General features: G+C 53.7%; 21 protein-coding genes. 11 read left to right on the top strand and 10 right to left on the bottom strand.

The annotated features are described in order from the left end of the window. Positions 1 to 37 precede the first annotated feature (37 nt). Together PMIT1303_RS08520 and PMIT1303_RS08510 are read left to right on the top strand one after the other, a co-directional pair. On the top strand, positions 38 to 1,009 hold the full coding sequence (locus tag PMIT1303_RS08520) for a M23 family metallopeptidase (protein WP_063398347.1): 972 nt from the start codon (positions 38 to 40) through the stop codon (positions 1,007 to 1,009). A 574-nt stretch (positions 1,010 to 1,583) separates the two neighbouring features. Continuing rightward, the gene (locus PMIT1303_RS08510; RefSeq protein WP_063398345.1) at positions 1,584 to 1,841 is read left to right on the top strand and encodes a hypothetical protein; all 258 of its coding nucleotides are present in this window, start codon (positions 1,584 to 1,586) and stop codon (positions 1,839 to 1,841) included. Positions 1,842 to 2,128: 287 nt separating this feature from the next. Here PMIT1303_RS08510 and PMIT1303_RS08505 read toward each other — a convergent pair whose 3' ends face one another. The 4 genes from PMIT1303_RS08505 to PMIT1303_RS08490 form a co-directional block, all read right to left on the bottom strand. After that, a complete protein-coding gene (locus PMIT1303_RS08505) occupies positions 2,129 to 2,851 on the bottom strand; it encodes a response regulator transcription factor (protein WP_063398344.1) in 723 nt (240 codons plus the stop codon). Between the two features lie 84 nt (positions 2,852 to 2,935). Beyond that, a complete protein-coding gene (locus tag PMIT1303_RS08500; RefSeq protein ID WP_063398343.1) occupies positions 2,936 to 3,352 on the bottom strand; it encodes a response regulator in 417 nt (138 codons plus the stop codon). After that, on the bottom strand, positions 3,349 to 4,089 hold the full coding sequence (locus PMIT1303_RS08495; RefSeq protein ID WP_063398342.1) for an ABC transporter ATP-binding protein: 741 nt from the start codon (positions 4,087 to 4,089) through the stop codon (positions 3,349 to 3,351). Before PMIT1303_RS08495 ends, PMIT1303_RS08500 begins: the two co-directional genes overlap by 4 nt. Continuing rightward, positions 4,082 to 5,653 (bottom strand): NAD(P)H-quinone oxidoreductase subunit N, encoded by a 1,572-nt coding sequence (locus tag PMIT1303_RS08490; RefSeq protein WP_063398341.1) that lies wholly within the window; start codon positions 5,651 to 5,653, stop codon positions 4,082 to 4,084. Before PMIT1303_RS08490 ends, PMIT1303_RS08495 begins: the two co-directional genes overlap by 8 nt. A 127-nt stretch (positions 5,654 to 5,780) precedes the next feature. On the opposite strand from PMIT1303_RS08490, the gene topA reads away from it, so the two are divergent. The 5 genes from topA to PMIT1303_RS08465 all read left to right on the top strand — a co-directional run bounded on the left by topA (position 5,781) and on the right by PMIT1303_RS08465 (position 11,865). Then, the gene (topA, locus tag PMIT1303_RS08485; RefSeq protein WP_197459804.1) at positions 5,781 to 8,480 is read left to right on the top strand and encodes a type I DNA topoisomerase; all 2,700 of its coding nucleotides are present in this window, start codon (positions 5,781 to 5,783) and stop codon (positions 8,478 to 8,480) included. Then, positions 8,480 to 8,956, top strand: coding sequence for a hypothetical protein (locus PMIT1303_RS08480; protein ID WP_063398339.1), 477 nt, complete (start codon positions 8,480 to 8,482; stop codon positions 8,954 to 8,956). The genes topA and PMIT1303_RS08480 overlap by 1 nt, the downstream gene beginning before the upstream one ends. Before the next feature lie 71 nt (positions 8,957 to 9,027). After that, the gene (locus PMIT1303_RS08475) at positions 9,028 to 9,633 is read left to right on the top strand and encodes a DUF2232 domain-containing protein (protein ID WP_231901416.1); all 606 of its coding nucleotides are present in this window, start codon (positions 9,028 to 9,030) and stop codon (positions 9,631 to 9,633) included. Next, positions 9,605 to 10,816, top strand: a complete 1,212-nt coding sequence (locus PMIT1303_RS08470) for a nicotinate-nucleotide--dimethylbenzimidazole phosphoribosyltransferase (RefSeq protein ID WP_063398338.1) — start codon at positions 9,605 to 9,607, stop codon at positions 10,814 to 10,816. Before PMIT1303_RS08475 ends, PMIT1303_RS08470 begins: the two co-directional genes overlap by 29 nt. 29 nt (positions 10,817 to 10,845) lie before the next feature. Next, positions 10,846 to 11,865 (top strand): ABC transporter substrate-binding protein, encoded by a 1,020-nt coding sequence (locus tag PMIT1303_RS08465; RefSeq protein WP_063398337.1) that lies wholly within the window; start codon positions 10,846 to 10,848, stop codon positions 11,863 to 11,865. On the opposite strand, the gene PMIT1303_RS08460 is transcribed toward PMIT1303_RS08465, so the two are convergent. Further along, positions 11,854 to 12,990, bottom strand: a complete 1,137-nt coding sequence (locus tag PMIT1303_RS08460) for an aldo/keto reductase (protein WP_063398336.1) — start codon at positions 12,988 to 12,990, stop codon at positions 11,854 to 11,856. The two genes, PMIT1303_RS08465 and PMIT1303_RS08460, sit on opposite strands and share 12 nt — an antisense overlap. Then, positions 12,987 to 13,571, bottom strand: a complete 585-nt coding sequence (locus tag PMIT1303_RS08455; protein WP_011825307.1) for a bifunctional nuclease family protein — start codon at positions 13,569 to 13,571, stop codon at positions 12,987 to 12,989. The genes PMIT1303_RS08460 and PMIT1303_RS08455 overlap by 4 nt, the downstream gene beginning before the upstream one ends. Before the next feature lie 69 nt (positions 13,572 to 13,640). On the opposite strand from PMIT1303_RS08455, the gene PMIT1303_RS08450 reads away from it, so the two are divergent. Both PMIT1303_RS08450 and PMIT1303_RS08445 read left to right on the top strand, forming a co-directional pair. After that, positions 13,641 to 14,303: a riboflavin synthase gene (locus PMIT1303_RS08450; RefSeq protein ID WP_063398335.1), complete on the top strand. Its 663-nt coding sequence runs from the start codon at positions 13,641 to 13,643 to the stop codon at positions 14,301 to 14,303. 92 nt (positions 14,304 to 14,395) lie between these two features. Then, a complete protein-coding gene (locus tag PMIT1303_RS08445; RefSeq protein WP_063398334.1) occupies positions 14,396 to 14,986 on the top strand; it encodes an HdeD family acid-resistance protein in 591 nt (196 codons plus the stop codon). A 103-nt stretch (positions 14,987 to 15,089) separates the two neighbouring features. On the opposite strand, the gene PMIT1303_RS08440 is transcribed toward PMIT1303_RS08445, so the two are convergent. From PMIT1303_RS08440 to PMIT1303_RS08425, 4 genes are all read right to left on the bottom strand, one after another. Beyond that, complete coding sequence (locus tag PMIT1303_RS08440) at positions 15,090 to 15,452, bottom strand: AbrB family transcriptional regulator (RefSeq protein WP_011825310.1); 363 nt, start codon at positions 15,450 to 15,452, stop codon at positions 15,090 to 15,092. Between the two features lie 95 nt (positions 15,453 to 15,547). Further along, positions 15,548 to 16,171, bottom strand: coding sequence for a cytochrome c oxidase subunit 3 (locus PMIT1303_RS08435; RefSeq protein WP_063398333.1), 624 nt, complete (start codon positions 16,169 to 16,171; stop codon positions 15,548 to 15,550). Continuing rightward, positions 16,168 to 17,844, bottom strand: coding sequence for a cytochrome c oxidase subunit I (gene ctaD / locus PMIT1303_RS08430; RefSeq protein WP_063398332.1), 1,677 nt, complete (start codon positions 17,842 to 17,844; stop codon positions 16,168 to 16,170). The genes PMIT1303_RS08435 and ctaD overlap by 4 nt, the downstream gene beginning before the upstream one ends. After that, entirely contained in the window at positions 17,841 to 18,665 is an 825-nt protein-coding gene (locus PMIT1303_RS08425; RefSeq protein ID WP_063398331.1) for a cytochrome c oxidase subunit II, read from the bottom strand. Before PMIT1303_RS08425 ends, ctaD begins: the two co-directional genes overlap by 4 nt. 299 nt (positions 18,666 to 18,964) lie before the next feature. Here PMIT1303_RS08425 and PMIT1303_RS08420 point away from each other — a divergent pair, with 299 nt between their 5' ends. Both PMIT1303_RS08420 and PMIT1303_RS08415 read left to right on the top strand, forming a co-directional pair. Continuing rightward, positions 18,965 to 19,888 (top strand): heme A synthase, encoded by a 924-nt coding sequence (locus tag PMIT1303_RS08420; protein WP_063398330.1) that lies wholly within the window; start codon positions 18,965 to 18,967, stop codon positions 19,886 to 19,888. Further along, the gene (locus PMIT1303_RS08415) at positions 19,881 to 20,882 is read left to right on the top strand and encodes a heme o synthase (protein ID WP_011825316.1); all 1,002 of its coding nucleotides are present in this window, start codon (positions 19,881 to 19,883) and stop codon (positions 20,880 to 20,882) included. Before PMIT1303_RS08420 ends, PMIT1303_RS08415 begins: the two co-directional genes overlap by 8 nt. The last annotated feature ends 6 nt before the right edge of the window (positions 20,883 to 20,888 follow it).

Genomic DNA, 20,888 nt, shown 5'->3' with positions numbered 1-20,888 from the left:
TTTTTCTATAGTTTTTCTCGTCTGAGGATCCGATCGGGTGCCGTTTCGCTGGTTCGCTGCTGCATGGCTGCTTTCAGTGCCTGTCCTTGCCAAGCCAATGGATCCTGTTGCTCAAGCGGTTCGGCAAGCACCTTTGTTGCCTGCGCGTGAGGCTAGTCAGCTTGAGCGGCCGCAAAGGTTTGATCAATCTCTTGAAGAGCTGGAGCGCAACAAGGTGATCACTTCAGCGGAACGCCGTCAGTTGGAGGGGCATGCGGTGGGTTTGACGATCGATGTGCCTCGAATGCAGCAGGCCTGTCGTAGTGGTGCGCTGTCAGCCAAGGAATGTGCCAGTGGCGTTGCTCTTCGCTCCAGGGGGCGTCGAGGTCGTTCCCAGTTCAGCTTGCTGCGCCGTGGTCCTGGCGGTCGGCCATTGCCGCCGCTTACGGTTCCGGTTTCGGCATTGTTGGCAGGCTCTGGGAGTGGCTTCAGCTTGGCTTCAGTGTTTGCGGTGACTCCGAGGCCCAAGCCCCTGCGAGGAAATGGAGATCGTCAGCTTCTTTTCCCGATCATTGGTGGGGCTTTTACCAGTAGTGAATTCGGCATGCGTTTGCATCCTGTGATTGGCCGTTGGTTGATGCATGCGGGTAAAGACCTAGCCGCACCAGAAGGTGCTCCGGTGGTGGCTGCATTAACGGGAACTGTTGTCAGTAGCGGCCTAGCTGGGGGCTATGGCATTGCTGTTGAACTGGAACATGATGCTCCTCGCAGGCGCACGCTTTATGGGCATCTTTCAGAGATTTATCTGCGGCCGGGTCAGCGGGTTCGTCAAGGGGAGGTGATTGGTCGGGTTGGTAGCACCGGCTTAAGCACTGGTCCACATCTCCATTTCGAATTGAGACGCCCTCAGGGTGGCGGTTGGGTGGCGATGGATCCCGGTGAGTTGGATCTCAATCCACTCATGGCTTCAGGTGTCGACCCGGTTTCGCTGTTGGTCGGTCAGTTGATCGAGAGCCTCGAACGGCCTTAATCAATGAATACCTTTCTTCGCGAAGGATAAAGAAATCTTTTGATCTCTCCCAATGGAAGAACTCTGAGTATTGAGAATACAATTTGCGTAAAACCCAACAGTCAAATACCATTCAAGAGTCCACATAGGCCACACTTTTATATAATAAATTGCAGACATGAGAAGAGTGCAAGATGAGCGCTTATAATTGAAAATTCATTCATTCATTCATTCTAAATTGAAAAACATAATCAAAGCTTCAGTGCCATCATCGGCAATTGGACTCTCTCTTCTAATAGGCTCAGTTCAACCTGTTAGTGCAGAGGAGAAATAGGCAAGTGAATCTCAATTAGCTCCTTACATCTAAATAGGGATTGGAATAGGATGAGGTGAAACAGTGGATGGAGATCTTCACGGTCAAAGTGTATCTGCTGATGAACGTAATGTTGGTTGGCGGCATAGGCATTGGATACGATTTTGGGTCTATCCGGGCTGACATATCTGCGCATAGATGGCATGATATAGACAGCTTCAGCGTAGGTGGTCATAAATATGACTCTGATGTGAATAATTATTTTGGAGAGTCGGCTTAGGTTTGGCTCTAGATATTCCCACTAATTCGAATTGGACGCCTTACCTTCACGCTGGTGGTGGTCCAATTTGGGGAGATAAGACTAACGATGCAGCGTGTGCTTTCGGTGGAGGTATTGGTGTTACTTACGCAGCTTCTGAAGGAGTTGATGTCTTTGGTCAAGTTATTTATGGTTGGGCTCCGCCCCAAACAATTGACAATGTTAATACTGATGCTTCGGGTGCGTTAGGAGTTGAGGCTGGTCTACGCTTCCGTCTCTAAATGAAGCTCGATAATTTGATATTCAACACGTTTTAATAAAGAATAAGATTGATCTTTATGCACCTCTTAAGATGTGCATTTTAATGCAAACGATTGAAAGTTGTCCATGCCAATCAACCTCAAGGAATACTGGCTGGAAGCAGGAAGATTTATTCTGCGGATACAGTTTCTAAGTCGTCTATAAAGAAAAATACCTTTGTGGAAATGTGCTGGGGAAAGAGGTCCTTCTTCATGAGAATATAGCTTCAGGCATTTTCATTATAAAAGCCGAAGGTAATTTGTATGTATTATTCTGCTCGAAGGATAAAGCCAACCCCGCGAACTGTGTGAATCAAAGTAGCAGCACCTTTTTGTTCAATCTTTTGGCGTAGATAGCGGATGTAAACGTCTAGAAGATTGTCATCTCCGAAGAAATCCTCTCCCCATACAGCTTTCATAATGGCGTCACGTTCGTGAACTTTTCCTGCGCCAACTATTAGGAAATGTAGTAGCTCATATTCTTTTACGGAAAGTTGAATCGTGCGATTGTCGCGCGTTACATCCCTTGTGCTGGTGTTCATCTTTAAGTCCGCTACTTGTATGGTCTCTGGTTGATGCTCGTTGCCAGAGTCTCCTGAGAATTTCTCTGCTCTGCGTTGCATGGCTCGTAATCTGGCCATGAGCTCTTCAATGGAGAAGGGTTTGGTTAGATAGTCATCAACTCCAGCATCCAGTGCCTTGACGCGATCGGTAACATCGTCATGACCTGTGAGCATCAAGATCGGTGTCTTAATGCCACTAGAACGAATACGTTGACAGATATCGACACCTGTGAAATCAGGAAGGTTCCAATCAAGAATGATTAGGTTTGGTGATGGATCACTTCGAGCTTTGATCAACCCTGAGGCTCCGTCTTCCGCCACGCTGACCTCATAACCCTCAACATCAAGCTCTAGGCGTAGAAGTTCTGTCAGCCTCGGTTCATCATCCACCAATAGGACTCTGGTTCTCGGTGATGATGCGTTAGTCATTCATACAATCAACCTGGTGTCTACTTAAGCAGTTTCTCTGGATCTAGACCTTGTGCAATCAATGGTTATGCGTGGGCCCCTCTTTCAGGGTGTGGATCCATTTAGGAGGGTGGGAAGTCTCTCGAAGAGGTCTGGTTTGATGACATAGCTTTCAGCACCAGCCTCGAGTACCTGGCGCTGCTTGCTTGGGTCACTGAGGGCGGATACAACAACAATCCTCGGCAATTTGTCATGACAAGCTTGTCGATGCAGTTGCTGCAGGCATTCCAGCCCATTCATGCCTGGCATCATCAGGTCCAGCAGAACTAAATCAATGCTCTCTAAAGAGCTGTTGTCAAGAAAGGTTTCGGCCGATTCAAAGCTCAAGACGTGATGACCTTCGTCTTGAATTTCCTCCTTGAGCAACTCACGAACTCTGGGATCGTCATCCACTATGGCCACGGTAAGAGGATGGGTCTTACCCGATTTTTCGATGTGATTATGGGAATTGGTTTGGTTCATTCTTGGATTGATCTGATATCAGTAGCAGCGAGCTCACCGCTCCAGTCCCGAACGACTTGACCATCGTGGAAGCGCGCCATTCGGTCGGCCCTTTCGGAAACATCGTTTTCGTGGGTGACCAGTACCAGAGTGATCCCCTGATGATGCAACTCATCGAAAAGGTTGAGAACATCTTCTGTGGTTCTTGAGTCGAGAGCACCCGTGGGTTCATCAGCTAGCAGTAGAGCTGGTTGGTTGATAATTGCTCGGGCAATTGCAACACGCTGCTGCTGACCTCCCGAGAGTTGATTGGGGCGGTTTCCCATTTGTTTGCTGAGACCTACTCGCTCGAGAGCTTGTTCAGCTTGTTCTCTTCGCTGGACAGCAGGCACCCCGGCATAGATCATTGGCAGCATTACATTCTCCAGGGCTGTGGCCTGAGGGAGTAGGTGAAACTGCTGAAAAACAAAGCCCAGTTCTTGATTACGCAGATTCGCCAGAGCGTCATCATCGAGATCTTCGACGGCTACCCCGTTGAGCCGATAGCTGCCGCTGGTGGGACGATCCAGGCAACCGAGAATGTTCATGGCTGTGCTCTTGCCCGAGCCGCTGGCACCCATCACGGCTAAATAATCCCCTTGATACACGATCAGATTGAGATGATCTAGAGCTTTTACTGTTCCAGCGCCTTGTCCGTAGAGCTTGCTGACATCGCTCAGCACGGCGACGGGTGTGCTGCTTGCTGTTGGATTAGCCAATGGATCGTTGGCTGCCTAGAGCTATGGCTTCCTGGAGAAGCGGCGTGCCGGCTACGGCATTATTCGCCCATTGAAAGAGAGGATTTGAAAGGATCCCCCCAACGGCTGTTACAACAACGCAACCCACTAGTGCTATTCGAAGTGGAGGCATGCCAATTGTTGACCACTGGATCGATGGATAGGACTTCACGACATCGGAAGCTTCTTTTGGTTCTTTGACCACCATCATTTTGATGACAGAGATGTAGTAATAAATCGACACTACGGAGGTCACTAGGCCAACAACGACGAGGAGGTATTGATGGTCGGCCCAGCCAGCAAAGAAAAGATAGATCTTGCCAAAAAATCCGAGCATCGGAGGTATGCCACCCAAGGAAAGAAGGCAGAGGCTGAGTCCCAGCGTTATCAACGGATCCTTCTGATAGAGACCTGCATAGTCAGAAATTCGATCACTTCCCGTGCGGATCGAGAAGAGGATGATGCAGGCAAAGGCTCCCAGGTTCATGAATAGATAGGCAGCCATATAGAGAACCATTGCAGCGAAGCCGTCTTCGGTTCCGCACACCAGGCCAATCATCACGAATCCTGCCTGGCCGATGGAGCTGTAAGCCAGCATTCGCTTCATTGATGTCTGCGCCAGCGCGACGACGTTGCCCAGGGTCATGCTCAACACAGCCAGCACGGTGAAAAGCAATTTCCATTGGTTGTCGAAGGCACCGAAGCAACCAACCAACAACCTCAGTGCAAGAGCAAAGCCAGCAGCTTTAGACCCCACTGAGAGGAATGCGACCACTGGAGTTGGGGACCCTTCATAGACATCCGGGGTCCATTGGTGGAAAGGCACCGCAGCAATTTTGAAGGCCACCGTGGCAAGTACGAAGACCAGTGATAGTGCGGCCAGTGGAGTAGGGCTGGTGAGTAAAGCAATGCCAATAGCCTGCAAGCTGGTGGTGCCGCTGAGCCCGTAGAGAAGAGAGGCGCCGTAGAGAAAGACTGCTGCCGCGGCGGAGCCCACCAGCAGATATTTGAGTGCTGCTTCGGAACTACGGGCATCTCGTTTCATGTAGCCAGCCAGTAGGTAGCTCGCCACTGAGAGGGTCTCGAGTGAGACGAACACGCTCACAAGATCAGTTGAGCCGCAAAGGAGCATTGCCCCGAGGGTTGCGGCCAGAAGGATGGCGGCATATTCACCAATTGGCGTGCCGCTCTGTTCCGCGTAGCGCCAGCTGATCAGTAGTGACAGCAAGGTAGAGAGCGCCACCACGGCCCGAAAGGCAATGGCCAGGTTGTCAGCCAGAAAAGCTCCAAGGAACGAGGGTTCCAGAGGGGCATTCCATTGCTGGGCGAGGAGCACGAGTGCTGTGCCAAGGCCGGCATAACAAATGGGGGGGACCCAGCGGGTGGCAGCCTGCTCACCGGCCAAGTCCACAAGTAGGGTCGCCAGCATTGCGACGAGAACAGCCCCTTCAGGGGCAATTGCACCAGCATTCAGTGCAAGGTTGAGCAGCTCCCCTGGAGCTGCCATGGCCTGGGTGGCGAGAAGAAATACACCCATTTCGGGCATGACGCGTGCACGATCAGACCAATTTGCGTGACTGTAGCTGTGCTGCCTTGCTATACCTTATTGAGAACATCGCATCATGCAGCTCGCTTGCCGGTGCGATAAAGATTGGAACGGTTACATATCGTCTGTGGCGAACACTCTGGTCATTGTCGAAAGCCCTACCAAGGCGAGAACCATTCGAGGGTTTCTGCCCAAGGGCTTCCGTGTGGAGGCCTCCATGGGCCATGTGCGCGACTTGCCCAACAACGCTAGTGAGATCCCTGCGGCCCAGAAGGGGCAGAAATGGGCCAACCTCGGCGTGAACACCACCGCGGATTTCGAACCTCTTTATGTGGTTCCGAAGGACAAAAAGAAGGTGGTCAAGGAGCTGAAGGCAGCTTTGAAGGAGGCTGATCAGCTGTTGTTGGCAACTGACGAAGATCGAGAGGGCGAAAGCATCAGCTGGCATTTGCTGCAGCTGTTGGCTCCCAAAGTGCCTGTCAAGCGGATGGTGTTTCACGAGATCACCAAAGAAGCCATTGCTAAGGCTCTTGATCAGCCCAGAGATCTCGACATGGAGCTGGTCCATGCCCAGGAAACGCGACGGATTCTTGACCGTTTGGTGGGATACACGCTTTCGCCTCTGTTGTGGAAGAAGGTTGCATGGGGACTCTCCGCCGGTCGGGTGCAGTCCGTAGCAGTGCGGTTGCTTGTGCAGCGGGAACGTGCCCGTAGGGCTTTCCGTAGCGGCAGCTACTGGGACCTAAAGGCCAAACTTGATAAGGGTGGTGGTCAATTTGAGGCAAAGCTCACCAGTCTGGACGGCCAGAAGATTGCTACCGGCAGTGATTTCGATGAAGCGACAGGCGCTTTAAAGGCTGGCAGAAATGTTCGACTGCTTGGCGAATCAGATGCGCTCACTCTTTCCGAGTCCGTGCGCAGCAGTCAGTGGCGGGTTGAGGCGGTGGAAGAGAAGCCAACGGTACGTAAACCGGTGCCTCCTTTCACGACAAGCACTTTGCAGCAGGAGGCAAATCGCAAGTTGCGGTTTTCGGCCAGGGAAACGATGCGGTGTGCCCAGGGGCTTTATGAGCGTGGCTTCATCACCTATATGCGAACTGACTCTGTGCATCTATCCGAGCAGGCTATTCAGGCTGCTCGGAGCTGCGTGGGGTCACGCTATGGCGATGATTATCTGAGCAAAACTCCACGTCAGTTCAGCACTAAGTCACGCAATGCCCAGGAGGCTCACGAAGCGATACGACCAGCGGGTGAAAGCTTCCGTTCCCCAAGTGAATCTGGACTTGAAGGGCGCGACATGGCCCTATATGAGTTGATTTGGAAGCGAACAGTGGCCAGCCAGATGGCCGAGGCTCGACTCACCATGCTGGCAGTTGATCTTCGTGTGGCTGATGCCAAATTTCGGGCCACGGGAAAGCGCATTGATTTCCCAGGTTTTTTTCGCGCTTACGTGGAGGGCAGTGATGATCCTGACGCTGCCTTGGAAGGCCAGGAAGTTTTGCTGCCTGACTTAGCGGTTGACGATTCGCCCACGCTGCAGGATGTGGAGGCCCTCGGTCACCAGACTCAGCCGCCGGCTCGCTATAGCGAGGCTTCACTGGTGAAGATGCTGGAGAAGGAGGGCATTGGCAGGCCTTCCACCTACGCCAGCATCATCGGCACCATCGTTGATCGGGGTTATGCAGCATTGCAACACAACTCCCTTACTCCCAGTTTCACTGCTTTTGCTGTAACCGCTCTTCTAGAGGAGCATTTCCCCGATCTTGTCGATACCAGCTTTACGGCTCGGATGGAATTCACGCTTGATGAGATTTCCACGGGCAAGGTGCAGTGGTTGCCTTATCTCGAAGGGTTCTACAAGGGCGAAAAGGGCCTTGAGAGTCAGGTTCATCAGCGTGAAGGTGACATCGACTCCAGTGTGTCTCGCACTGTGGATCTGGAGGGATTGCCCTGTGTGGTGCGCATCGGTCGTTTTGGGGCCTATTTGGAAGCCAAACGAGTGGGTGATGACGGCGAGGAGGAATCGCTTAAGGCCACCCTCCCTCAAGAGATCACCCCTGCTGATCTTGATGCAGAGAAAGCCGAGCTGATTCTCAAGCAGAAAGCTGATGGCCCGGAATCGATTGGGGAAGACCCGGAAACCGGTGATCAGGTTTACCTCCTTTTTGGTCAGTACGGGCCATATGTGCAACGAGGCCAGGTGGGTGAGGACAACCCCAAGCCGAAGCGGGCATCCTTGCCCAAAGGCAAGAAGCCTGATGAGCTCAGCCTTGATGAGGCACTGGGCTTACTGCGTCTGCCGCGCTTACTGGGAGAGCATCCCGATGGTGGACGAATTCAGGCGGGTTTGGGTCGCTTCGGACCCTATGTGGTCTGGGATAAGAGCAAGGGAGAGAAGGACTATCGCTCCCTTAAGGGGGAGGATGACGTGCTGGCGGTGGGGCTGAGCCGTGCACTAGAGCTTTTGGCGATGCCCAAGCGGGGTAGGGGCGGCCGGACTGCGTTGAAAGACCTTGGCATCCCGGAGGGAAGTGAGGAGACGGTGCAGGTTTTTGACGGTCCCTATGGCTTGTATGTCAAGCAGGGCAAGGTGAATGCCTCGTTACCTGAAGGGAAGGGCGTCGACGACATTTCTCTTGATGTAGCAGTGGAGCTATTGGCTGCCAAGGCTTTAAGTAAGAAGACAAGTCGACGCAAAAAGAGCACTTCAACAACCAGCAAAAAAACCGCCGCAAGCAAACCAAAAACTCGTAAACCTCCTGCTACTACAAAGACAGGTCGGTTGCGAGCCAGTGCTGTTCGGGTCATCAAGCCTGGTGAGGTTTGATGCTCAAGGTGAGTGCAAGGGGCTTACTTGCTGATGGGTTAAGCCTGTGTGTTCCGCTGCTTATGTTGATGTTGCAGTCCTGCGCCAATACGCCGTTTGGTCAGGAACTTGCGAACAGTTTTGATGCTCCCACGCAGGAGCCTGTGCCTGTCGCACCTGTTTCCAGTGATTCAGAACCCACGAACTCTGCATCTGACCCAAGAGCTCCTGATCAGGACGTGAGCAACCCGGAAGCTGTTAATCCTCAGACATCGAGACAGGTTGAGCAGAAGCCAGAGTTGGCTAGTAACCCTGTTACCCCGCAGCCTTATCGCATCACCATCAAGTTGTCCGCTGCCGATCCTTCGGCGCCCGCAGAAGCCGTCACTCAGGCATTACGAATGGCTGGAGTGACTTTTGAGGTGGAGACAATTGAACGGGTCAAGGATCAGTCTTTGATCAGAGTGCCGCCTTCTGGTATGGGAGCGCAGCCTTGATCTGGTTTGGTGGCTTGCGCAAGGGTTCGAGATCTTCTCAACCCATAAGCCGTCGCCAGGCCCTGAGAATGATGGAGACTTCTTACCTTGCGGCTGCTTCAGCTCTGATCTGGGTGGCGCTGTATTACCTCCCTGTTGGTGGAGCCCTATTTCGGCTGGCGTTGCCGTTGCCTTTGGCCCTGTTGCATGTGCGTTGCGGTTCTAAGGCAGGGCTAGAGGGTGTTGCCCTGGCGGTGCTTTTGTTGATTGCCTTGATGGGGCCTGTTCGTGGTCCCTTGGTGCTGTTCCCTTATGGCCTTCTAGCGTTCTGGCTTGGCTGGAGTTGGCATCGTGGGCTGAGCTGGTGGGTGAGTTGGGGGTGTGGAGTTGTGATTGGAACAGCGGGTTTTCTTGTAAGGGTTGTGGTGCTGTCGCTTTTGGTGGGTGAGAATCTTTGGGTGGTGATCACCCGAGCAGGATCAGGTCTGCTTGATCGATTGGTGGACCTGCTCAATCTGCCTCTGGCCCCAGATCTCAATCATGTGCAGCTGATGGCCTTTGCTTTGGTGGTTTTTCAAGAGTTGGTCTACGTGCTTGTTCTTCATGCGCTGGCCTTCTGGATTTTTCCTCGGCTGCAGGGACCAATTCCCGAGCCCCCCAGACTTCTGCATGGCCTCGTTGCCCTGGATCCCCTCTGATTTCAAGCCGGGTTCGCCTCCTAGAGGTCTACCTTTAGCTTGTAAAGCCTTTGGTGCAGGTGCATCTCCAGCCGCGCAGGAGAGATGGTTAAGGGCCTGGCGGGATGGGGGCCTGGGGTTTTCTTTGCTGTTGGTTTTGGCTGGCACGCGTACCGCCGAGGTGGAAGGCATTTCGGCGGCAGGTGCTACCTCAGCAGCCCGTCGCTACACAGCTGTGGCAGATGCGGAACTGCTGCTTAAGGGCCCTGATAGGCCAAGGCTGTGCTCGCTTCCACCTCTTCCTGCAGGGATCTCACCGGCCCTGATTAGTTATGTTGCCGCTCGTTGGATTGGCGTAGACCCATTGGTGGCGGCGGTGGGCTTAACCCTGTCGCCACCATTCCCCCATCTGCGCCTGGAGGCGTCGGGAATGGGTCCGGCTGCTTGTTTGAGTACTGGGGAGGCCATGGGTCTGTCGCGTGTGCATGCTCTCTGGCAGCGTGGCTTTTGCCTTGGGCGAGGTCTTCGTCGTCCTTTGGTATTGGCCGAATGTGTCCCTGGAGGAACGACCACGGCTCAGGCTGTACTCACCGGGCTTGGCTTGCAGGTTGCTGATCTGATCAGTGGTAGTGCTCGTGAGGCACCGATGGTCTTGAAACAGGAGTTGGTTGATCGTGGATTGAGTAAAGCGGCCTTGGGGTTTAACCCTCCACCTCAGCGAGTGATTGCGGCCTTAGGTGATCCTTTTCAGCCCGTAGCGGTTGGGCTGCTACTTGGTGCAAGAGAGGCTGGTCAGCCTGTCATGCTTGGCGGTGGCAGTCAGATGGTGGCCGTGCTGGCTCTGGCCTTGGCAGCTACGGAACCATCCCATCGCCAGGAGATGGTTGATGGGATTGTGCTGGGTACTACGTCTTGGCTGGCAGAGGAGGCTAAGCGTTCAGATGGCAGGCCAGGTGCACTTGAGTGTCTGATCGATTGCGTAGGGGGGTTTTTCGGTGTTCGCCTTTTGGGCCTGGCCACAGGGCTGCGTTTCCATAACAGTCAGCATCGGGCTCTTCAGGATTATGAGCTTGGATATGTCAAAGAAGGTGTTGGTGCTGGAGCCCTGGCGCTATTGGCTCAGCTTCAAGGGGCTTCTTGTGAGCAGCTGTTGGAGGCGTGTGATCTAGCTATGAACCAATTGTTGGGGACGTCTTGCTCATGAGATTTTCTCCGCCCCGTAGGGTCTGATCGATGAGTGGCGCCATGCTTGAACAAAGGCAGCTTGGACGAAGAGAGCTGCTAAAACTGGGCTTGATGGCTGGGCTGATGGGCTTAGCGAGCTGTGGACGTGCCTCAGCAGCCCCTTTGTTGAGAGCAACTCCGGAAACGTTGCCAAAGAAATGGCGACGCAGTTTGCCCGTGCCTTGGAGCTATCACCCGATTGAAGTTGATGCAGGTAGAAACCCTTTCATCGCCGCACTCGAGCAGGGCAATGACCTGTTGGCTCTTGGTGATGGTTGGCTGACGAGCTTGCCCGCAAAAACCTTGCAGCGGATCGAAGCGCCTGGGCTTCAAGACCGGCTCGATGGTCAGGCGAGGGCCTTTGAAGCCAGCCTGGGACCAGCCCTTCAGTCTCGAGTTCTGCCTGTTGGGGTCAGCCCCTGGGTGTTGCTCTTTCGTCAGGGTGATCCTTGGGCATTACAGGCAAGGTCTGGCTGGCATGTTTTGTTAGACCCGGCTCTTAAGGGGCGGGTGGTGTTACCCCAGAGCCCCCGTCTTGTGATGTCTCTGGCTGAGAGGATGCAGGTTGCTCATGGATTGCGGCAGCTGCGTGCTCAGGCCTACACCTTTGATGATCGGCAGGGTCTCAACTGGTTAATTCAAGGGAAAGCTCGGGTCGCGGTATTGCCGCTACAGCGCTGCTTGCCGAGCTTGCGTCGTGACCCAAGGCTCAGCGTGGTACTCCCCAACAGTGGAGCCCCATTGAACTGGACTGTTCTTGTCCGGTCTGCCTTGACTCGGGAGCCATTGCCACAGCAATGGGTCGAGCAGTCTTGGCAGGAGCCTCTGCTGGGACAATTGCTTGCCGGTGGTTGGATCCCTCCGTTGCCACGTGCAGAGTTGCGTCTTGCCTTAAGAGCAATTCCTAAGGCCTATCGCTCCATTGTGTTGCCATCCAAGGAGGTCTGGTCGCGTTGTTGGTCCTTACCAGTGCTTACAGCTGTTCAGCAGATTGAGCTGGATCAGCGTTGGCGCCAATCAACCCCATAGCCTGCGCCTGGGAGCTGCCGCTAGGCGTTGGTGTGTGTCAGCGAGGAGATCCGGGATCGGCAGGTGTTGGGGGCAGCGGGGTAGGCATTCGCCACAGCGCTCGCAGGCGCTGCCATCAATACCTTCCCACCAGTGTCCTGCTCGTCCGATCAGGTTGTAACGCTCTTCTGTAAAAGCTTGAAGGTTATGGCCTACGGCCAGATTTCGTAGTCGTAGTAGATCTGGTATGGGTACAGAATTTGGGCAGGGCAGGCAGGCTTTGCACTGGCCGCATCGGTTTTCACCTAGGCGGCGCTCACCTTGTTGGCGAAGTTGGTTGAGAGCTCTTTGCTCGCGTTGATTGAGTGCCCCACCGGCATTGGCCAACTGCGCAGCAAGGGTCAGGTCCTCTGGCTGAGCAGCACCAAGGCTGAGGGTGCTGATCTTTGCAGCCAGCAGGAAGCGATAGGCAAGTTGGAGAGGCGAGAGTGGGCTGCAGTCCTCAACCAGGGTTGGGCTTGGGTCTTGAAGCCGTCCTCCTTTATCAGCAGGGGAGATTGCCATCACACCCATGCCTGATGCAAGGGCCTCCTGTGCCAGAGGAATACGTTCGGGATCTAGTAGGTGCAGATGCAGACTGCAGAATTGAAAACGACCGCTTGCTAAGGCTTCCTTGATGAGGGGAAATGAGCCATGGCTAGTGAATCCCACTTGAACAACAAGACCCTCTTCCTCAGCCCAACGCAGTAGCGCTGCGCCGTCTCCCCTTAGGGCCCACTCCAGGTGCTCAGGGCGATTGAGGCCATGAACAGCAAGGTTTTCAAGCTTGGGTCGTCCAAGTCGCTCCAAAACCTTGTGCAATTCGCACTGCCCTTCTTTCAGGCTTAGCCCGGGCAGAAGTTTGCTGGTGATGACCCAGCCTCCAGAAGGTTCAGCTTGGTTTTGTTGCAGCTGTCGCAGAGCAGTGCCAAGAAAACTTTCTGCCGGGCCATAGGCCGGGGAGGTTTCGATGTGGTTAATGCCAGCGGCCTGGGCAGCTTTAACAACCCCATACATTTGCTCGGCTGAGCCGATTGCCCTCATCGTCCCAAGGGTGAACAGGCTCACTGCCGGTCCCCGACCAAAGGGGCGTCGTATTGGCATCATTCCTGATGGTCGGGATCGGGATCTGGAGAATTGAAGGGTTCGTCTGTTTCACTTTCACGGGTTTGGAGGTGACGGACCAGAGCCGCAGGACTTACTTCATCAAGGAAGCGACGGAATTCGTTCTGATCTTCTGCGTCAGCCTCGGCATCTACAGGAATTGAGGCTTCTGCTACGACCTCCTCGAGCATCCAGATGCTGCTTTTGGTGCGGACTGCAAGGGCGATGGCATCACTAGGACGAGCATCAATTTCAAGCAGCAGTGTTGATTCCTCAGGAGTCTTCTCTTCTTCCGGTTCTTCCTCTGATGCCTTAAGACGAAGTTTGAGTACAGCCTGGAATGTGTTGTCTTCAATCGCGTGGATGATGACCCTCTCAAGTTGAAGATTTCCTGCTTTGAGCAGGGCCACCATGAGGTCGTGGCTCAGTGGTCTTGGTATAGGTGAGTCCTGAATTCCGGCCATGATGTTGTGCGCCTGGGCTTGATCGATCCAGATCGGCACCTGTCTTCGTCCGGATGGATCCCTGAGCAGCACGATTGGGCTGCGACTGGACGCGTCGAGTGCGAGACCGGCAACGCTCATCTCGACCACTGACCCCCCATCTCCCTTTTGTCCGATTATGGCCAGTGATGTTGCCACATACGGCCTGCCATGTTTACGGGGCTAGTTCAGGCGGTGGGACGGGTGCAGCGTCGAGCGTCGGGCTTGTTGGTGCAAGGCTGTTCCCCATTAGCACCTCTGGCAGAGGGAGACAGTGTTGCTGTTGATGGGGTCTGCCTGACGGTGGCTGAATTGATTGCGGATGGTTTTCGTGCTGATGTCAGTGAGGAGACGCTTTGTCGAACCAGCCTTGGGGCCAAGGCGGATCGCGGTGGGGTTGTGAACCTTGAACCAGCCCTTCGCCTCTGCGACCGTCTCGGAGGCCATCTGGTCAGTGGCCATGTTGATGGATCTGGAGAGGTGGTGGCTCTGGATGCTCGCTCAACGTCCTGGTATCTGGAGGTCTGCTGGCAAGATCCTGCCTTTGGACGCTATGTCTGCGAAAAAGCCAGCATTGCTTTAGATGGCATCAGTCTCACTGTTGCGGGATGCGTTGAAGACGGCAGTCGGTTCTGGATAGCGGTGATAGCTCATACCTGGACGAGCACGTCTTTACAACAGTTGGAGGTTGGAGCTGTGGTGAATCTGGAGGCCGATCTGTTGGCCAAATACACCGAGCGTCTTTTGGCAGGGGAGCCTCATTTACCAATGGCAAGCAACCGGAACACTCAAGAGATTTCAACGGAGTGGCTTGCCAGCCATGGGTGGAGCTGAGTCGCTAAGTCTTTTGCACAGGCATCTTACAAAGCATGGCCGGATCAGGAGACCCTCAATAGCGTTCAGATGCTGTTCATTTTGAACATTTCATGACCGTTGATGAACGTCAGGATTCTTTGGTCACTTTCAAGGCCTTTGCGATTGCTGAAGGCATTGTGTTGATCGTGCTTGGTGTGTTGGCTTTGATCTTTCCGGTGGTCGCTGCAAGTTGGACGACCGGGTTGATTGCTGTGTTGTTTCTGGTGGGCGGCATCGTTGGCTGGATTAGCAACCTTGCTCGCTCTTCCCGAATGGCTCGTTGGGTTTGTTTTTGGCGTCTAGTGGTATCAACACTGTTCTTGGTAGCAGGCGCATCGATGATCTCCAATATGAAGAACCCTGCTGAAGCAGCTGTTCAGGTGGCGACATTTGCCTTGGCGATTGGCATCGTGTTTTTGGTAGAGGGTGTCGTGGCTTTCTGTACTGGACTGGCGCACGCAAAACGCGCAGGGTCTGGCTGGGCAATTGCCAATGGGGTGATCACTTTTATTCTTGGCTTGTTGATTGTGACAATGAAGTTTTGGCAGCTGTCGTGGGTACTCGGAGTATTGGTGGGAATCAGCTTTCTGTTTAGTGGCATTGACTTGATTGCCTTTAGCTCAACCATGCACGACGACAACCAGCCCCCTGCACTCACCTGAAATGGCTAAAAAAGATCTATTCAGTCGTGCCAATTGCTAATTTTCGGGTGTCTCTAAGGCGATGTTGATGATGGAGAGACCAAAGCATTAAGGAGGGGGCGAATTACTTCTTGTCACCCTCATTCTCTAGTGGTAGCAACCAGATAGCACCTGATTCTCGGTGGATTTCGATTCGGAACTCTTGGCCAGGTTCTAGGCCGAGTCTGCGTGTATAGGCGTGCCCAATAAGCAGGTTGCCATTTCCGTGGACCCGAGTGCGAAACTCGGCCTGACGACCGCGGGAAGCCGCTGGCCCTCCACTGCTGGAGGGAAGCTTGTAACCCTTGGCTTCCACGAGAGCTCGATAGAAACTCTTGCGCAAGACACGTCCACTTGGCCCCACGTATCCGCAGCCACGAGCAATCTCATCCTCAGGACGGTTGCTGAGTGACCTGGCCTTGTCTAGAAGTTCTTTTCCGACGAGCATTTCGCCAGGTTTATTCGTGTTGATTCTGACGAATTCTTCCGACCGTGGCAAGTTATTGCTCGAACTTCTCTTGATTGAGATGTAGGGCCTTGGCTTTAGAGAAGGTAGAAGATGATGAATAAGATCACCCAGATGCCGTCTACGAAGTGCCAATAGAGCTCAGCTGCTTCGAGGGGAAAATGGTTTTCACTGGTAACACGACCGCCTGGTGAACGCGCCTGCCACCACACGATCAATATCATGATCGTCCCTAGGGTGACGTGTAGCCCGTGAAAGCCTGTAACGGCATAGAAGGTGCTGGCGTAAAGGTTGTCTGTGAGGCCAAATGGCAGTGTGAAGTACTCGACCATTTGGCTGGCTAGAAAGGCCAGCCCAAGGCCAGCAGTGATGAACAGCCAACGTTGACACTGGCCTGATTGGTTGCGCTTCAGAGCTTGTCCAGCTCGATGGAAAGTGGCGCTGCTCACGAGGAGTAACACCGTATTCAAGGTGGGGAGGGGCAGCTCTAATTCATAAACCGCATCAGGCAGCAGGGGATTGACAGCCCGAAATGTGAGATAGGCGACAAAAAAGCCCGCGAAGGTCATGCCATCAGCCACTAGGAAGGTGGCTAGGCCGAACATGCGGTGATCAGCATGTTCCTCGCCAAGCTCAGCATGTTCATCTGCTAGATCAGGCTGCTCCTCATAGTCATGGTCGATCGTTGGAAGGGATGTCATTGGCTTTTGCTCCCTAGATCACTATCAAGATTGCTGGTTTTTTCTGGGTTGAGCTTCTCCTCAGGTATGCCATAGCCATAGGGCTCTGTTACCAGAGGGGCTTTGCCGCTCCAGTTTTCCACTGGTGGTGGGGAACTGGTGAGCCATTCAGGAGTAAGCGCCCTCCAGGGGTTGTCTCCGGCAATGGGGCCGCTCAATGCACTCTGCACGACGTTCCAGAGAAAGGGCAGCGTGCTGATGGCCATCAGCAAGGCCCCAACACTGCTGATTTGATTGATTACGGTGAATTGCGGGTCGTATTCCGCTACACGGCGGGGCATGCCGTTCAGGCCTAGCCAATGCTGTGGGGCAAAGCAGAGATTGAAGCCGATGAAAGTGATTAAAAAATGAAACCGCCCCAGAGACTCATTGAGCATGCGCCCTGTGAATTTTGGATACCAGTGATAAATAGAGGCAAAGATCACAAACACCGAACCTCCATAGACGATGTAGTGAAAATGGGCAACAACAAAGTAGGTATCATGCACGTGAATGTCGAAGGGAACTTGTGCAAGTGCTACGCCAGTAATGCCGCCAAGCACAAAGTTGACAATGAAGCCACAGGAGAAAAGCACAGCACTGTTTAGAGAGATGCGCCCTCCCCAGAGTGTTGCCAGCCAGTTGAAGAACTTAATTCCTGTTGGTACGGCAATGAAGGATGTGGCAATGGTGAAAAAGAGGCGCATCCAAGGAGGTGTTCCACTGGTGAACATGTGATGTGCCCAAACCACGAGGCCAAGGATCACGATGGTCATGATTGAATACACCATTGAGGTGTAGCCAAAAAGTGGTTTGCGGCAGTGAACAGGAAGGATTTCGCTGACCAATCCGAAGGCTGGCAGCACCATGATGTATACAGCTGGGTGGGAATAAAACCAGAAAAGATGTTGGTAGACGACTGCGTTTCCTCCCAGGCTGGGGTTGAAGAATCCTGTATGGGCAACGATGTCGAAACTTAAAAGAACCAGTGTTCCAGCCAGTACTGGCGTGGAGAGCACCACCAGGATGCTTGTGCCGAGCATCGCCCAGCAGTACATGGGTAGTTGCATCAGCTTGAGCCCGGGCTGCCGCAGCTTGAGGATGGTGGCGATGAAGTTGATGCCACCAAAGATTGAGCTACCGCCAAGCAAGAGAACACTGAGAATCCATAAGATCTGTCCTGCGGCGGGGGTGGTGATACTCAGCGGTGGATAGGCCGTCCAGCCGGATTGAGCAGCACCGGTAATGAAGTAGCTACTGATCAGCAACAGGCCAGCTGGAGGGATCATCCAGAAGGCCACGGCATTGAGTCGAGGGAAGGCCATATCACGGGCTCCCACGTAAAACGGAATGAGATAGTTGCCGAAGGCACCGTTCACGACTGGCACGATCCACAGGAAGATCATCACCGTGCCGTGCAGCGTTAGCACCTGGTTGTAGACATCCCTGGCCATGAAGTCGGCGATGGGGCTGGCGAGTTCGATGCGGATGGCGCCACCAAGCACTCCACCGATTAGGTAGAAGATGAATCCGCAAACCAAGTACTGCAGACCGATGACCTTGTGGTCAAGGCTGAAGCTGAAGTAACGCAACCAGCCAGTTGGTTGAAGACCATCTGATTGCTTTTTGCTAGGAGGAGAGATAGCAACCGTCATGCTTCTGAAACCGTTGTTTTGGCGTTGTTGCTGAACCAGGTGTCGTAGTCACCGGGCGCTTCGACAATCACTTTCGTATGCATGTTCCCGTGGTATGGACCGCAGAGTTCGGCGCAGATGATTGGATAGCGACCTGGCTTGGTTGCTGTGAAGTTCAAGAGAGTGGGCTGACCAGGGATGATGTCTTGCTTGATGCGGAATTCGGGAACCCAGAAGGCATGGATGACATCCTTGGATTCCATGCGCAGTGTCACAGGTTGGCCTAGAGGCACGTGCAACTCGCCTGAAATGATGTCGCCTTGGGGATAGTGGAACAGGAAGGCATACTGCATTGCGGTGACTTCCACCGCTAATGCGGCCAGGCTGTTTTCAGCACTGGAGGCATCGGCGACAGAACCGATCCCTCCCCAGATTTGTTCCTTCATGTCCATCATCTGATGGTCATGGGCGTCATGGGCTAATGGAACCATTCCGCCCATGCGGTCGTAGATGTCGAAGCTGTAAAGACCAACAAACAGCACGACCACAGCAGGTACAGCTGTCCAAAAGATTTCAAGAGGGAGATTGCCTTCGATGGCGAGGCCGTCTTCCAATTGACCAGGACGTCTGCGGAACTTAATCAGGCTGAATACAACCAACCCGACAATGCCGAGAAAAAGGATTGCTCCGATGCTGAAAAGGACTCGGAAGAGTTCGTCGTATACGGGTGCATTCGCACTTGCATCAACAGGGAGCAGATTGACGTTTTGGCCAATCCATAGGCCTCCAAGTACAAGGGCAATGACCAACGCCAGCGTCAGGATGGCAAAGGGAGTCCGCACAGAATCTATTTGGATCTTTTAAGGCTATGGAGATCGCTCCAAAGCAACATGCAGTGATTATTAAGTCGTCGCAAATTTTGCAAGAAATCCTTATTTTGCAAGGTGTCTGATGAGGTTAGGTTTTTTTGCCTGAGCGCTTCTGTCAGGGATGGGTGATTTGGCGACCAGTGGTGATGTTGCAGTCGTCTAGACAAGGTGAATCTAATGATTCAATCTCTACATTCTCAGAGATAACAAGCCTGACCTTTGCGATTAAAGCCTCTCCATCGATTTACAGCCTTTCATTCTAGCATAGTAGCATGATGTCGTCTCTGCCTCGGGTCCGCTGGCGTCTTGCGCAGTTGGCTGTTCATCTTGTCGTTGCCCTGATTGCGCTGGTTGTGATCGGAGGCGCAACGCGTGTGATGGAGGCAGGGTTGGCTTGTCCGGATTGGCCTCTCTGTTATGGCTCTCTTCTGCCTGGGCGTCAGATGAATGTCCAGGTTTTTCTTGAGTGGTTTCATCGCCTTGATGCCTTTGTGGTGGGCCTTGCCCTGTTAGCGCAATTAGGGGCTGCTTTTTTTTGGCGTTCTCAGTTGCCCGCTTGGCTTCCCTGGGTCTGCGGCGGCCTGGTGGTTTTAGTTTTAGTCCAGGGAGCTCTTGGAGCCCTGACTGTCTTGCAGCTTTTGCCTTCTGGTGTGGTGACGGCGCATCTGGCATTTGCGCTCACACTTGTGGCGGCGGTGAGTGCTCTAGCTCAGGGCTTGTTGTCCTTTTCTGTTGAGTCACCGCCTTTGTGGTGGCGCCTGATGGGTGGAGCTTCCTTGTTGGCAGTGATAGGTCAGTGTCTTCTTGGTGGTCGTATGGCCACGGCCTGGGCGGCCCAGCGTTGCCTGAATGGCGGACAGGCCTGTCAATGGCTGGATTGGCACCGTATTTCTGCCATACCCGTTGCAGCATGCGTAGTGATCTTTGTTGGCACTGCTCTCTTGGTCGGTGGCTGGCCTCGACGCCAGTGGCCTTTTTTGATATCTGCTTTAGGACTTGTTGTGACCCAGGTAGGCCTTGGATTTCTTACCTTGCAGCTTGGACTATCCCAGCCTGCAGTGACGGTTTGCCATCAGCTAGTTGCAACTCTGCTTGTGGCCTTGCTTGCCGCCCTTACCTTCCGTAATCCGGAAGGATCACCTTTGGCGGTGTCTGCCGTTGGTGATGCATCCTCGATAGACCATTGTCATGGTTAGTTCAACGCCAGAGATGCTCCAGGGGGGGCTGACCCGTGAGCAGATCGTGCCTTCTCGCAAGCGGATCAAGCTGCCAGCTTGGTTGGAGATTGCCAAACCACGCTTAATTCCACTGCTTTTGGCCACAACCCTTGGTGGGATGGCGCTATCCGAAGGTTGGCCCTTACCTTCTCTCAGGCTGGCCTGCACCCTAGGAGGAGGGGCTCTGGCTGCTGCTGCTGCTGGTGTTCTCAACTGCATTTGGGAACAGGATCTTGATGGGCGCATGCAACGCACAAGTGGTAGGGCTTTGCCTTCAGGACGCTTGTCTCCAACTGCGGCGTTCATCGGTGCCATCTCTTGCACCTTGGCGGCAGCGGCTCTGTTGGTGAGTGGTGTGAACTGCCTTGCGGCTGGCCTGTCTTTGCTTGGTCTGTGCAGTTACGTGCTGCTTTACACGGCAATCTTGAAGCCCCGCACTCCCCAAAACATTGTCATTGGAGGGGTTGCCGGAGCGATCCCCCCTCTCGTGGGTGCGGCTGCGGCCAGCGGGCATGTGGGCCTTAGTGGATGGTGGTTGTTTGCCCTGGTCATGCTTTGGACCCCAGCGCATTTTTGGGCACTGGCCCTGTTGCTGCGAGACGACTACAGAGCTGTTGGGATACCCATGCTTCCTGTTGTTAAGGGCCCTGTGGTCACCGTCAGAGCCATTTCTCGTTATGGCTGGGCCACGGTTCTACTCAGCGGTTTTGGTGTCTGGGCCTTGCCGGAGGGGGGCTTGCTCTACGGACTTTTGTTGATCCCTTTCAATGCTCGTCTGCTGCAAATGGTTCATCAGCTAGGTGCTGCTCCGGAGAATGTTGATCGAGCTAAGGGGCTCTTCCGTTGGTCGATCTTCTATATGTTTGGTATCTGCCTTCTTCTGGTGGTTAGTCGTTTGCCTATGGCGGCTAATTTTGATCTTCAGGCCTGGTCTTTGCTTCAGCAGATGGCGAGCAGCGGGCAGTTCATCTAAACAGAA

Source organism: Prochlorococcus sp. MIT 1303 (assembly GCF_001631965.1).
Lineage (GTDB): Bacteria > Cyanobacteriota > Cyanobacteriia > PCC-6307 > Cyanobiaceae > Prochlorococcus > Prochlorococcus marinus_D.
The sequence above is the reverse complement of the archived record's forward strand: the minus strand, read 5'-3'. Positions and strand labels throughout refer to the sequence as shown.